Raw genomic sequence first — 13,381 nt, forward strand, 5'->3', positions numbered from 1 at the left:
GTCCATTGTCCCCACTACGGCGCTGGTGGATGGCTTTCGCGAGGAGCCAGAGACAGGAAGTTCGCCTGTCTTTGTCTCCTCGCTACGCCTACCACAGCAGGCGCCTTCGTTAGATAGTGTGAATGGCAGTTCCTACACTTCTTTGCAACAAATACATACTAGCTATCACGATGTCACTGAACTTCTTCCTATAAGAATCACAACTAGAATAAATACCACTTAGTAGCGCAGGCACAACTGCGGGGTAGGCCGTGGCTAGGAGACAACTGGCAGCACCACCGCCAGCTGGCTCATGGCTGGAGGCAATCCCCCAAGTGCCTGTGCGGGTCCAGAAAGTAGACACTCGATGACTTCAGTATCCAACAACCAGTCGAGCTACGACAAAAGTGACAATGACTCGTAGCCGCATAGTTGTTCCGTCAACCGTGTTTCTAGATTGGGTAAGATACGCAATTTATCAATCTTAGAACCACAACCAAATTAAATACCACTCAGTAGCGCAGGCACAACTGCGGGGTAGGCCGTGGCCGGGAGACAACTGGCGGCACTTTGCCAGCTGGCTCCTGGCTGGAGGCAATCCCCCACGTGCCTGCGCGGGTCCAGAAAGCAGACACTCGATGATTACAGTATCCAACAACCAGTCGGGCAACGACCCCATCAAAAGTGACAAAGATCGGCAGCCGCGTAGTCTTTACGTCAACCGCGTTTCTAAATTGGGTAAGATACGCAATTTATCAATCTTAGAACCACAACCAAATTAAATACCACACAGCGGGGTAGGCCGTGGCCATGAGACAACTGGCAGCACCACCGCCAGCTGACTCATGGCTGGAGGCAATCCCCCACGTGCCTGCGCGGGTTCAGAAAGCAGACACTCGATGATTACAGTATCCAATAACCAATCGAGCAACGACCCCAACAAAAGTGCCAAAGATCGGCAGCCGCGTAGTCTTTCCGTCTACCGCGTTTGTAGGTTGGGTAAGGTACGCAATTATCAATCTTAGAACCACAACCAAATTAAATACCCCGCAGTAGCGCAGGCACAACTGCGGGGTAGGCCGTGGCCGGGAGACAACTGGCGGCACTTTGCCAGCTGGCTCCTGGCTGGAGGCAATCCCCCACGTGCCTGCGCGAGTCCAGAAAGCAGACACTTACTAACTTTAGTACCCAACCACCAGTCGAGCAACGCCCCCAACAAAAGTACCAAAGACCCGCAGCGGCATAGTTGTTCCATCAACCGCGTTTCTAGATTGGCTAAGATACGCTAATTATCATTCTTAGAACCACAACCAAATTAAATACCACTCAGAAGCGCAGGCACAACTGCGGGGTAGGCCGTGGCCATGAGACAACTGGCAGCACCACCGCCAGCTGGCTCATGGCTGGAGGCAATCCCCCACATGCCTGCGCGGGTCCAGAAAGCAGACACTCACCAACTACAGTACCCAACAACTTGTCGGGCAACGACCACAACAAAAGCAATCAAGGTCCGTAGCCGCCCAGTCTAGTCTCCTCACCTGTTCGTAACCATTCGATAAAACCCACCATATTAATAGAACATTTACTATTTTCCAACATTACAGTTGATTTTCGTTTTTTCTATACTATAATTAATACGTATATGGTCCTATTAAAAGGGAGGGAACAACATGGCTAATCCACATTATCTATCGTCTTATATCGTTACATTCCATACTTTCGCATTACTTCATGGACAACATGCGAATCCATACTATACAAAAGTAGTGGAAAGCGACCGGACATTTATTGTCGAGAAAACACCATTAGAAATTATGAGAGATTCTTGTGCGCATTACCGTTCCAACTTTGAGTCCATCATTAACAGTTCCAAAATGGATTTAAAAAATCGTCCAAAGCCACCGATCATGTTGACACATTCAAATGACCGACCGTTATTATTTTTTCCTTTACTGTCCCCTACCTTACATAAAAACTCATGGGTAGCCTATCACGCAGTAAAAGACGCAGTTCAACACGAGGATGGTGTTACTGTTATTCTGAAAAATGATACGCAGATGCAACTAGACACGTCGTTAGCTACGGTTTATCGTCAAATGGCGCTATCGCATATTTTGTCTCAACGATTTGAAAATGCTCAGGAAGAATTGCGAAGTTCTTATTACATGATCATGGAGCCGAAGAGTTCTGATTCGACAATTTCCTAATATACAAATTCAGCAACTCTTCTGATCGATTACGTAAGCGAACATTCAAATAGCGACGCATATCTTGATAACCATCATGTAAAAATACATATTCCGTAAATAGTTCATCTGTTGAATGGCGTATCACTCTCATTTTATGCTTTTGCAAGTACAAAGAGGTGGTTTGTAAATCAGCAGAAACAGTGTTCATCGTCTCGTCCAGCAAATTAAGGTACGGACTTTTCAATTTAAACGGTACTTTCTCTAATAACTGACGGTCACGTTCCATAATCGTCAATAGCATGGGAAGGTAAATATAGTTCTCCAAATACGGCATTGCCTCTGCGGGGATCAAAGGCATCGAAATCGCCTCCTTATAGAACATATGTTCTTTCGTTGATTATAATTCCTTTAGCGCAGAAAAGCAAGTACTCGTAGTATGGCTTTTTTTCGCATAAAAAAACTTCCAGTGTGTGTAACTGGAAGTTTTGTTGCTAAGTCGATATAAAAAGAGGGTTTATTCTTTTGCTGGCTCATCGCCAATAAAGTGGATAGAGAACACTTTCCATGCGCCATCTTCTTTATTGAACACAGTCACTTGGCGACCTTCATGTGTATTTTCTACCTCTGTCTCAATATCCGTGAATGTTGTTTTCAACGTAGAAAATAACTGCGCATTATCACCTGAATATTTTACGATTGTTTCATTATTTGCTTCACGTTTCATCGTAGAATTCTCAAGCATTTCTTCCGTAGCCTGACGCTCTTCTTCTAGATCATAACCTTTGGTAGAAAGCGTGGCGAGATAACCATCTATGTCTTGATTGTTCAATGTTTCGATGTAGCTATCAAAAGCAGCTAGAATTTCTTCTTTATCTTCTTTTGGTACATCCGTGGCTTCTTCCACTTTGTCACCTGACATGCTGAAACCTACTTTTTTATCATCTACTCCATGATCGATGGCACCATTGCCTGGTGCAGGTTCGCCAGTTTCAGGATTGTTCTGTTTCGCTTCATCCGCGTTACCACATGCGCCTAATACGAGCACTAATGCCATGGACGCTACTGCTATTTTTTTCTTCATATGCTCCTCCTACGTAGAGAAAAAGGCCTTCAACATGCAAAGACCTTTTCTTATTTTAATTATTTTACTTCTACCCAACCATTTTTGATTGCTGTAACAACAGCTTGTGTACGGTCATTTACACTCATTTTTTGCAGAATGCTGGAAACGTGATTTTTTACAGTTTTTTCTGAGATAAAGAGCGTTTCACCGATTGTTCGGTTGCTCTGGCCGTCTGTTAATAATTGTAGAACTTCACATTCGCGCTTCGTCAATAAATGAAGTGGGCGACGAATATCGTTCTGCTGGAAGGATCCTTTATGTTCTCTTTCGCTCAAACGACGGAATTCTGTTACTAAATTATGCGTGATTTTAGGATGTAAGTATGAACCGCCATTCGCTACTACTTTGATCGCTTGAATGATAGCGTCTGCATCCATTTCTTTCAGCATGTAGCCGAGAGCACCCGTTTTTAAAGCGTGTGTTACGTAGGACTCGTCGTCATGAATGGATAGCATGATAACGCGTGCATCCGGAAACTCTTTAACTAATTCCTCAGTCGCGTCTACACCATTCATGCGTGGCATATTAATATCCATCAGCACTACGTCTGGCTCATACTCCCTATACAATTCAACTACTTCGACTCCATCGTCGCCTTCTGCTACTACAGTAAACGATTCTTCAAAATCTAAAATCCGTTTAACTCCTTCACGGAATAATTGGTGATCATCTACTATCAAAATTTTTGTCGCTTCCATATCCTATTCCTCCCAGTAATTACCTTACTTATAGATCTTCGTCCAGTGGAATTTGAAAAAGAATCGAAGTGCCTTCTCCGACTTTCGTATTGACCTTCATTTTCCCTTTCAGTAACTCCACACGTTCCTGCATTCCAATTAAACCAAATGATTTCTCTTTTACTTCATTTGTATCAAAGCCAATACCTTGGTCTTTGATTAATATATTAACTGATTCGCGTAACCATTCGATTTTCACCCATATTTCATCAGTTTTCGCATGTTTTATACTGTTATTCACTGATTCCTGGATGAGACGGAAAATACCTACTTCAAAATTGGAAGCAAATCTTTTTTCTGCTCCGTTGCTTTGGAAATGAATGATTAGCGGCGCCTCGTATTCACTCATGGTCAACAAGTACTTTCGCAATGTCGGCACAAGCCCTAAGTCATCCAAAGCCATAGGTCGCAAATTATAAATGATACGACGAACTTCAGATAACGCACCTCTAACATTTTCTTTTAAGTAAGATAGCTCTTGCATTGCTTCTTCTGGACCATGCTTAACAAACGTTTTTTCAATTAAACCAGAACGCATCAAGACATTGGCTAACATTTGCGCAGGTCCATCATGAATATCACGTGATAAACGCTTACGCTCTTCTTCCTGGGCCTGGATAATCTGAACTGCAAAGTCTTGTTTTTGGCGAGCCGTTTCCAGTGCTGTACTTACATTTTTCAAGTCAGATGTTAAATATGTGATTACAGTAGTTACTTGGTTAACAAGTTGATCCGCTCTTTCGATTGTAGAGAGCAACAACATTAGTCGACGTTCAAGTTCATCCCGTCTTTCACGAAGTTGTTTCTCCTCCATTTTATTGATGGAGGCGCGTACAAGCAAGTCATTTGCCACACTATACGCTTGTTTAACTTCTTCTTCACTATATGTTACAAAGTCTTTTGACACAGTAGCTAGGCGTTTTCTTGAGTTACGTGACATATCATCTAAAGAGTCACCTTCTGTAATTACATGAGAAATACTTTCTTTCACTTCTGCTAACTCTTTTTGCATTTCTTCAAAACTTCGGCGGCTTTGTTCACTAATTAAGAATATGTCGCTTTTTGAACGATCCATTACATTAACCATGTTGCCAAAGATTTTCTCCATCTGTTGAATGTCAATTGCCTTATCGTTCAAATAACTCCCTCCCGCATCCGTTTATGTGAAAATTCGCAAAGTGAGCATTATTGCAGTTTAGCCTAAATACTTATACACTTCATATATAGTATATCATTTTAATCATGAAAAAGTATTATAAGTATATTACAAATGTAGGGGGAACGACAAATGCGAGCTAATTATAAAACCGTAAAGTTATACGGAGAGAGTGAATTCGTCATCCAAAAATCCCGTTTTCTGTCATTTGTCAAAAGAGTCGAGACAGAACAAGAGGCACTGGACTTCATACAGGACATCAAAAAGAACCATCATACAGCTACACATAATTGTTCTGCTTATATCATAGGAGAACATGACCAGATCCAAAAAGCGAACGATGACGGTGAGCCTTCTGGCACTGCCGGCTTCCCCATTTTGGAAGTGCTGAAAAAGCAGCACTTAAAAGACACCGTGATTGTCGTGACTCGCTATTTTGGCGGCATCAAGCTCGGTGGCGGTGGATTAATCCGCGCTTATGGTAAAGCAGCTTCTGAAGGCATTGCCGCAACAGGTGTCGTGGAGAGAAAATTACACACACTAGTTAAAACTTCTATTGATTATACATGGTTAGGCAAAGTAGAAAACGAAATACGGCAATCCGACTACCCGTTAAAAGAGATCGTCTATGAAGAGGACGTTGAACTCTTTTTATATGTTCCTGAAGAAGATCAGGAAATTTTTCATGAATGGATGATGGAATTAACGAACGGTCAGGCAAGCATCGCCACAGCCGGACATAAATTCCTAGAGTTCGACATCTGACTATACGTCCAATCGAAAAGCGGGTATAATGGTAGAAGGTGAACCTTATGAGTAGAAGGTCTGACTTCATTAAATCGCCATCAATTTTTATGTGAAGAATTGCCATTTTTAATTAAAATCAACTTCCCATAGATTTGCCATTGACGGTTTATTTCTGCCGTACACCCTGGAGGTATAAAATGAAAAGAGAAGAGTATAAGAAAAAGAACGCTTCTAAAACGAAACGTTTCTTGAAAATAGCATTATTTACGTTCCTCATCGTAGCCATAGGCGTTTCCGCTTATGCATTCAAGCTACACAACCAAGCGATGAACGTTCTAGATCGTTCTTATGAACCTCTCGCCAAGCAAGATCCGCCGGAAATTTATGTCGAACCCGCAAAAGATAAAGTGTCAATTCTATTGATTGGCGTAGACGAAAGCGAAGCACGCCAAGATAGAGAAGTGCACGGAAGATCGGATGCTTTAGTGCTTGCAACATTGAACCCTAAAACAAAAAGCATCAAACTCGTCAGCATTCCTCGTGATTCCTATGTGTATATTCCACAGGTAAAGTATAAAGATAAAATCACACACGCCCATGCCTATGGAGGTACTAGAGCTTCTATTGATACAGTCGAAGAACTATTCGATATTCCCGTCAACTATTACGTCAAAATGAACTTCAATGCATTCATCGATGTTGTAGATGCACTTGGCGGTGTAGAAGTCGAAGTTCCATACGAGCGTATCGAGAAAGATGAAAATGATAAAAATGCGATTCATCTAATGCCAGGCCTTCATCGTCTAGACGGACGCCATACGTTAGCTTTAGCACGTACTCGTAAACTCGATAATGATATCGAACGCGGTAAACGTCAGCAGATGATTCTGCAGGCGATGATTAAAGAAGCAACATCGATTACATCCATAACCAAATACGGTGACGTGATCAATGCGCTTGGTGAAAATATGAAGACCGATATGACATCTAAGCAAATGTTGTCGTTTATCCAGTATATAAAAAGTGGACTTCCAGACGTAGATACCATCACATTGACAGGCTATGACGATATGTCGACAGGTATTTACTATTACAAGTTGGATGAGCAGAAGCTAGAAGAAGTAAAGCAGATTTTGAAGTCCCATCTAGGGTTCATTCCAGACTCCTCTTCTTTAACCGAACTGGACACGGACCAAACCTCCGCGTCTTCCCAAACAGATTATCAATAGTTCACACAGAAGCGATGAACCCTTAACTGGTTTCATCGCTTTTTATTGTGGGTAAAAAGTATTTCTACTGAAGAGAGCTAATTTGAGAGTGGTCGGGATTTCCGTTGCAGAGGGGGACGCTTTCCGGGGGGCGCAATCTTGAGCCTCCTCGTCGCAAGTGCGCTCCTGTGGGGTCTCAATATCACGCTAATCCCCAGGAGTCGCCCCCTCTTCCACTTCAATCCTACATCAAAACTTTGGGTAGGATTGTTTCTTCACTTATTAAATTCAACTTCAAATACAGAACCTAGATCAGGTTTTGACCTTCCCACTATAATTCCAGAACACAACACAAAGTTGATCGTAAGTGGAAGGTGGCGACTCCCGATGGCTCACCGAGAGCCCGTGGGAAAGCGTCCGCCTGGAACGTCGATCAACGGTTCCCTCCCATTTCCAATCACTTCATCTCAAAACCTTTCAACACAACAAAAAAGCCCTCATCCGCTTCGTAGCAGACAAGGACTCGTTTTACTTATTTACCAATCATGCGTACTAAATTTAACAACGGACGATAATTCGCACCTGCTAGACCAATCAACTCGACAAACAGTTCAATCACAATCAACATGACGAAGATCAGAAGTAACGCGCCCCACACGGTTGCTTGTGAGAACAATACAGCGGCTGCACCAAATAGAATCGCAATACCATAAATTGTGAGCACTGCTTGTCTATGTGAGAAACCTACGCGCAATAAACAGTGATGCAAATGCGATTTATCTGCTGCCGTAATCGACTGCTTCATGCGAACTCGTCTAACGATCGCGAAGAACGTGTCTGAAATTGGAACACCTAACATGATAATTGGAATAACTAGTGATACAACGGCAACGTTCTTAAAGCCGAGTAATGCCAGAACCGATATCATAAATCCTAAGAATAGCGATCCGGTATCGCCCATAAAAATTTTCGCTGGATGGAAGTTGAACAATAAGAATCCAAGCGAACTAGCTGCCAATATGGAAGCTGTTGCAGCAACAAAGACATCTCCCATTAATAGAGCCATTACCGTAATAGCAATAAGCGCAATAGTGGAAACTCCTGCTGCCAAACCATCCAATCCGTCAATCAAGTTGACGGCATTCGTAATTCCGATGATCCAAATAATTGTGATCGGAATACTTAAATAACCAAAGTCTAGCTGACCAAGAAACGGCAAGTTGATGAATTCAATTTGTAATCCGCCCCATAGTACAACGACCAACGCCGCTGCTAGCTGACCTAACATTTTTGCTTTTGCTGTAATTTCCAGCATATCGTCTAAAAAGCCAATCATGACGATCAGTACTGCACCGATTAGGATGCTTACTGCGTGCTCGTCTTTCGGCAATAATATAGCATATCCAATAATAAACGCACCGAAGATTGCGAGCCCGCCGATTCTAGGCATGATTCTCGCGTGAACTTTCCGATAATTGGGACGGTCAACCGCACCGATCCGATACGCGAATTTGATGACTAGCGGTGTTAGTATGATTGCAGCGATAAAAGCTACAGACATTGCAATGAATAACATGTCTTTCCTCCCCAATTAGCATTACGTACATATCACCTTTTAGTATAACATGAATGTTGCTAGATTTCATCATTTAGTATGCATTACTCATCTATTCCCTTACTTGCTTCCATACAAACACTACTAAACACGACCATCATGAAGTTTCGTCCATTTTACATGCGATCAGTCGAGAACAATCTATTGTTCTTCTCTTTCTATATATAGATAGTCTTTTGTCGGTCCTTTTGGTAAAATAGATAGGAATCTCTCATTATAGATAGAGATTTATAAAGGAGCGTCTTATTCATGTTAAAAATCTTTAAACGTAGAACTGGAACGAGTGAACGTCAATTGCGTAAATACCGCAAAATTGTGGAGCAAATCAATTCACTGGAACCTAAATATATCGCTATGTCTGATGATGATCTTTCTGGAATGACCGATCAATTCAAACAACAATTAAATGACGGCGCAACCGTCGAGACCATTATGCCGGATGCCTTCGCAGTTGTACGTGAAGCATCTAAACGGGTTCTCGGTATGCGCCATTTTGATGTGCAACTAATCGGTGGAGCTGTATTGACGGAAGGTAATATCGCCGAAATGCCAACTGGTGAAGGTAAAACACTTGTAGCTTCACTACCTTCCTACGTACGCGCGCTTGAAGGTAAAGGTGTTCACGTCATTACAGTCAATGATTATTTGGCGAAACGGGACTTTGATCAAATCGGTCAAATCCATCGTTTCCTAGGATTGACTGTCGGATTAAATGTTCCGATGATGCAAGGTCCAGCTAAACAAGCCGCTTACGAAGCAGATATCACGTACGGTGTAGGTACAGAATTCGGCTTTGATTATTTACGGGATAATATGGTACAACATACTTCTCAAAAAGTGCAACGGCCATATCACTTCGCTATTATCGATGAAGTCGACAGCGTCTTAATCGACGAAGCGAAAACTCCATTGATTGTAGCAGGTAAAACACAAGCAGATGCGGATCTTCACCATATTGCAGCCCGCCTAGCCAAACGTTTTAAAGTCGAAGAGGATTTTGACTTTGACGATGCGACAAAGGCTACTTCCCTTACGGAACAAGGTATCGAAAAAGTTGAGAAAGCATTTGGTATTGACAACTTGTATGATTTAGATCACCAAACACTTTATCACTACGTCATTCAAGCCGTCCGAGCGTTCGTCATCTTTAAGCGTGACGTCGATTATATCGTACGCGACGGAAAAATCGAATTGGTTGATATGTTCACTGGCCGAATTATGGAAGGCAGAACATTATCAGATGGACTTCACCAAGCAATTGAAGCTAAAGAAGGCGTCGAAATTACAGATGAAAATAAAGCACAAGCTCAAATTACCATTCAGAACTACTTCCGTATGTATCCAAGGCTTTGCGGAATGACGGGTACTGCGAAAACTCAAGATACGGAATTCCGTGAAGTTTATAATATGGAAGTAATCCAAATCCCGACGAACCGTCCACGTGCACGGATCGATGCACCAGATTTCGTTTTCAGAACGACAGAAGAAAAGTATAAAGCCGTAGCAAAAGAAGTAGCCGCTCGTCATGCAAAAAGACAACCGGTTTTGGTCGGTACTACGTCCATTCTTCAATCCGAAGCTGTCGCCAAATATTTACGTGATGAAGGATTGAAGTTCCATCTATTAAATGCGAAAAGTGTCGAGCAGGAAGTTTCATTGATTTCCGAATCTGGACAAGCGGGTAATATTACCGTCGCTACTAATATGGCAGGACGCGGAACGGATATCGTACTTGGTGAAGGCGTGGAAGAAAACGGCGGACTTTTTGTATTAGGGACAGAAAAACATGAAAGCCGTCGTGTAGATAATCAGTTACGAGGCCGTTCAGGTCGTCAGGGAGATCACGGAGAAAGCCAATTCTATCTTTCTTTAGAAGATGAAATGTATATGCGCTTCTCTCCTGAAGAACTCGAGAAATTCTTAACAAAAGTCCGCACAGACGAAAATGGTAAAGTATTAAACCCTGAAGTAGATGAACTAACGGAACGTACACAACGTATCGTGGAAGGCGCGCACTTCTCTATGCGTGAATATAATCTAAAATTAGATGACGTAATCAATGATCAACGTGAAGTCATCTACTCCTTACGCAATCGCGTACTAGAAGGCAAAGACATCTTTGAAAAACTTAAGACGATGTTATCAGAAACCGTTGAGTTCGTTGTTCTAGATAGCTGTCCTGATAATGAAATCGCCGACAATTGGGATTTCGATCGTATCGAACGGACTATGAACGCGCTATTACTGACGCCGGTTAAGCTTCCCAATTCATTAGATAGAACCGCTGATATAATGAAAGAGTACGATGAAGAAATGGCAGAGTTGTTTGCATTTATCGATACTTTCACTGATAATGAACAAGTGAGTCAACTGCTACCACAAGTCATGTTGAGCTATATTGACACGATGTGGGTTAAGCATTTAGAAGTGATGACTCGCCTAAAAGAAGGAATTGGATTGCGTTCATACGGACAAGAAGATCCTATGCGTATTTACCAGCGTGAAGGCTTGCAGTTATTCGCCAAGCACTATCAACGCCTGCGCCGGGATATTGCGTCCGAAATAATCGCATTCATGAAGCAACTTAATACACAACAGGAGGTTTCCCAATGAAACTCTTCAATTTATTCAAAAAAACCGAGAAAACTGGATTGGACAGTACAGTTGAATCCGATGAAATTTTAGAAAACGGACAAGCTGGTTCAGGCGATGAAGATATCGAAACAGAACTATCTCTTCATGAGCAATGGAGTCTAACACAGGAGCAGGAATATGTTTTTCGTTTCCTTGCAAATGAACTAGAACCTTTAAAACCAAACCAAATTTCCTTATCCGGTATCGATATCGACTTGGAACCTGCAAACGGCAGCTGGTTAGTCAAAGCATTCTTCCGTTCATCACTTGATCAAGCGATCACTGTAGGCGAAATCGAGTTATTATTACTTGATGAAGAAGGCAATACAGCAGCATCTGCAGAGTTCGATTTGAACGAGTTAGGTGAAATTCCAGCTCGCAGTGCACGTCCTTGGGTATTTGTTTTCGAAAAGAAAGATCAATTGGCAGAAGAAATTCCAGCAACAAACTGGAAGCTTGCCTTTAACGTTCACTCGATGATGCCGCACCAATTGGAACTTGCACCTACATGGGAAGAACAACTTCCTGCTGAACAAAAAGAAGCGTTAGCGAATATTGTAAAAGATCTACCAAAATTGAAGCCACGCGAAGTGAATATCGCTGGTTTCCAAATCCAAGCACAAGATGCCGGCACTATTGCAGCATCCGTATTCGTTCGTAACGGCCACTCTAAACAAATCAACATCGAAAAGTTGCCGCTTGAATTGATTGACGCAACAGGAGAATTGGTAGCCCGAGGAACATTCGACCTTGATCCTCCACTTTCCGTGAAAGCAAACAGCACAACTCCTTGGACATTCATCTACCCTAAGGAATTGGTAAAGAAAGAGGATCCGGATTTCTCTCGTTGGACAATCCGCGTTCCACAAGACGCAACGAATTAATATTTACCGGATAAGATTGGGGGCCTCCCTCTCCTATCCGGTATTTTTTCATAAAAAAATCGACCTTCCACTTAAGGAAGATCGATGTCTCTTCTATTAAATACCTGCTACACGCTTTGCACCTATATAGCGCTTGCCCCAATATGAATCATTTACTCTATCTACACGCACACCTTTTGATGTAGAAGCATGTGCGAACTTGCCATTTCCAACATAAATTCCAACGTGAGAAACGCCGCGTCCTGTTGTGTTAAAGAATACTAGATCACCATTACGAAGGCTTGATTTCTTTACAGTGCGCCCTGATGCATACATAGCACGAGAAGTTCTTGCTACTTTTAAACCATTTTGCTTGAATACATAACCTACATAACCTGAGCAATCAAATCCTGCTCTTGTCGTACCGCCATAACGATATTTGATACCAGTTAAGCTAGTTGCTGTTTTTGTGATATTCGTTGTTTTAGCTGCTGCATCTGCTTGTCCTGCAAACGGCGAAACGATCAATAGTGTCGAGAGTGCTAGGACCGAAATAATCTTTTGTAATAGATTCATAATTTCCTCCGATAATAGTATGTATTTTTGCTAGTTTACTTGTCTGTTTATGTATATTTATCTTAGCATCTTCCAAACTCTTGAATTATTACAGTAATGTAACAAGATTATTTCAATCTTCAACAATATATTACACTTGAAATATATGTGTCTTAAATTGACAAATGAAGGGGATTCAGTTGGATACATGCTTTGTATTACAATAAATCTAGGAAGTTGTGTGGTGTACCCGATCCGGAAACGCGTACGGAAGATACACTATGCGGCTGCGGGTCTTTGTCACTCTTTGTTGGGACGTTGCTCGACTGATGGTTGGGTACTGAAGTTAGTGAGTGTCTGCTTTCTGGACTCGCGCAGGCACGTGGGGGATTGCCTACAGCCAGGAGCCAGCTGGCGGTGGTGCTGCCAAGTTGTCTCCTGGCCACGGCCTACCCCGCAGTTGTGCCTGCGCTGCTGAGTGGTATTTATTTTGGTTGTGGTTCTAAGGGGAAGAAGATCCGTGAATTGGTAATACTGATTTTGTACTTTTTGAAAAAGAAGTAGAAGAACTGTCC

The 13,381-nt window shown here is 42.3% G+C and carries 11 protein-coding genes; 5 read left to right on the top strand and 6 right to left on the bottom strand.

The features are described 5' to 3' along the window. Window positions 1–1,649 precede the first annotated feature (1,649 nt). Window positions 1,650–2,186, top strand: a complete 537-nt coding sequence (locus CSV68_RS16005) for a competence protein ComK (protein WP_099635602.1) — start codon at window positions 1,650–1,652, stop codon at window positions 2,184–2,186. Here the strand turns inward: CSV68_RS16005 and CSV68_RS16010 are convergent. The 4 genes from CSV68_RS16010 to CSV68_RS16025 all read right to left on the bottom strand — a co-directional run bounded on the left by CSV68_RS16010 (window position 2,149) and on the right by CSV68_RS16025 (window position 5,166). Next, window positions 2,149–2,526, bottom strand: coding sequence for a YhjD family protein (locus tag CSV68_RS16010; protein ID WP_099635601.1), 378 nt, complete (start codon window positions 2,524–2,526; stop codon window positions 2,149–2,151). The genes CSV68_RS16005 and CSV68_RS16010 overlap by 38 nt on opposite strands. Window positions 2,527–2,682: 156 nt before the next feature. After that, window positions 2,683–3,249, bottom strand: a complete 567-nt coding sequence (locus tag CSV68_RS16015; RefSeq protein WP_099635600.1) for a nuclear transport factor 2 family protein — start codon at window positions 3,247–3,249, stop codon at window positions 2,683–2,685. 59 nt (window positions 3,250–3,308) lie between these two features. After that, on the bottom strand, window positions 3,309–3,989 hold the full coding sequence (locus tag CSV68_RS16020) for a response regulator (RefSeq protein ID WP_099635599.1): 681 nt from the start codon (window positions 3,987–3,989) through the stop codon (window positions 3,309–3,311). Window positions 3,990–4,017: 28 nt separating this feature from the next. Next, window positions 4,018–5,166 carry a sensor histidine kinase gene (locus CSV68_RS16025; RefSeq protein WP_199168614.1) on the bottom strand — a complete coding sequence of 383 codons (1,149 nt, stop codon included), beginning with the start codon at window positions 5,164–5,166 and terminating at the stop codon, window positions 4,018–4,020. Between the two features lie 150 nt (window positions 5,167–5,316). On the opposite strand from CSV68_RS16025, the gene CSV68_RS16030 reads away from it, so the two are divergent. Both CSV68_RS16030 and CSV68_RS16035 read left to right on the top strand, forming a co-directional pair. Further along, window positions 5,317–5,949, top strand: a complete 633-nt coding sequence (locus tag CSV68_RS16030) for a YigZ family protein (protein ID WP_099662632.1) — start codon at window positions 5,317–5,319, stop codon at window positions 5,947–5,949. A gap of 179 nt (window positions 5,950–6,128) precedes the next feature. Then, window positions 6,129–7,160 (top strand): LCP family protein, encoded by a 1,032-nt coding sequence (locus tag CSV68_RS16035; protein WP_099662633.1) that lies wholly within the window; start codon window positions 6,129–6,131, stop codon window positions 7,158–7,160. Between the two features lie 511 nt (window positions 7,161–7,671). Here the strand turns inward: CSV68_RS16035 and CSV68_RS16040 are convergent. Beyond that, window positions 7,672–8,715 (bottom strand): glycosyltransferase family 4 protein, encoded by a 1,044-nt coding sequence (locus CSV68_RS16040; protein WP_099635596.1) that lies wholly within the window; start codon window positions 8,713–8,715, stop codon window positions 7,672–7,674. A 288-nt stretch (window positions 8,716–9,003) separates the two neighbouring features. Here CSV68_RS16040 and secA2 point away from each other — a divergent pair, with 288 nt between their 5' ends. Both secA2 and CSV68_RS16050 read left to right on the top strand, forming a co-directional pair. Further along, complete coding sequence (gene secA2, locus CSV68_RS16045) at window positions 9,004–11,367, top strand: accessory Sec system translocase SecA2 (RefSeq protein ID WP_099635595.1); 2,364 nt, start codon at window positions 9,004–9,006, stop codon at window positions 11,365–11,367. Further along, window positions 11,364–12,272, top strand: a complete 909-nt coding sequence (locus CSV68_RS16050) for an accessory Sec system S-layer assembly protein (RefSeq protein ID WP_099635594.1) — start codon at window positions 11,364–11,366, stop codon at window positions 12,270–12,272. The genes secA2 and CSV68_RS16050 overlap by 4 nt, the downstream gene beginning before the upstream one ends. 96 nt (window positions 12,273–12,368) lie before the next feature. On the opposite strand, the gene CSV68_RS16055 is transcribed toward CSV68_RS16050, so the two are convergent. After that, on the bottom strand, window positions 12,369–12,827 hold the full coding sequence (locus CSV68_RS16055) for a C40 family peptidase (RefSeq protein WP_099635593.1): 459 nt from the start codon (window positions 12,825–12,827) through the stop codon (window positions 12,369–12,371). Window positions 12,828–13,381: the final 554 nt, after the last annotated feature.

This window comes from Sporosarcina sp. P29 (assembly GCF_002743265.1).
In the GTDB taxonomy this organism is placed as follows: Bacteria; Bacillota; Bacilli; order Bacillales_A; family Planococcaceae; genus Sporosarcina.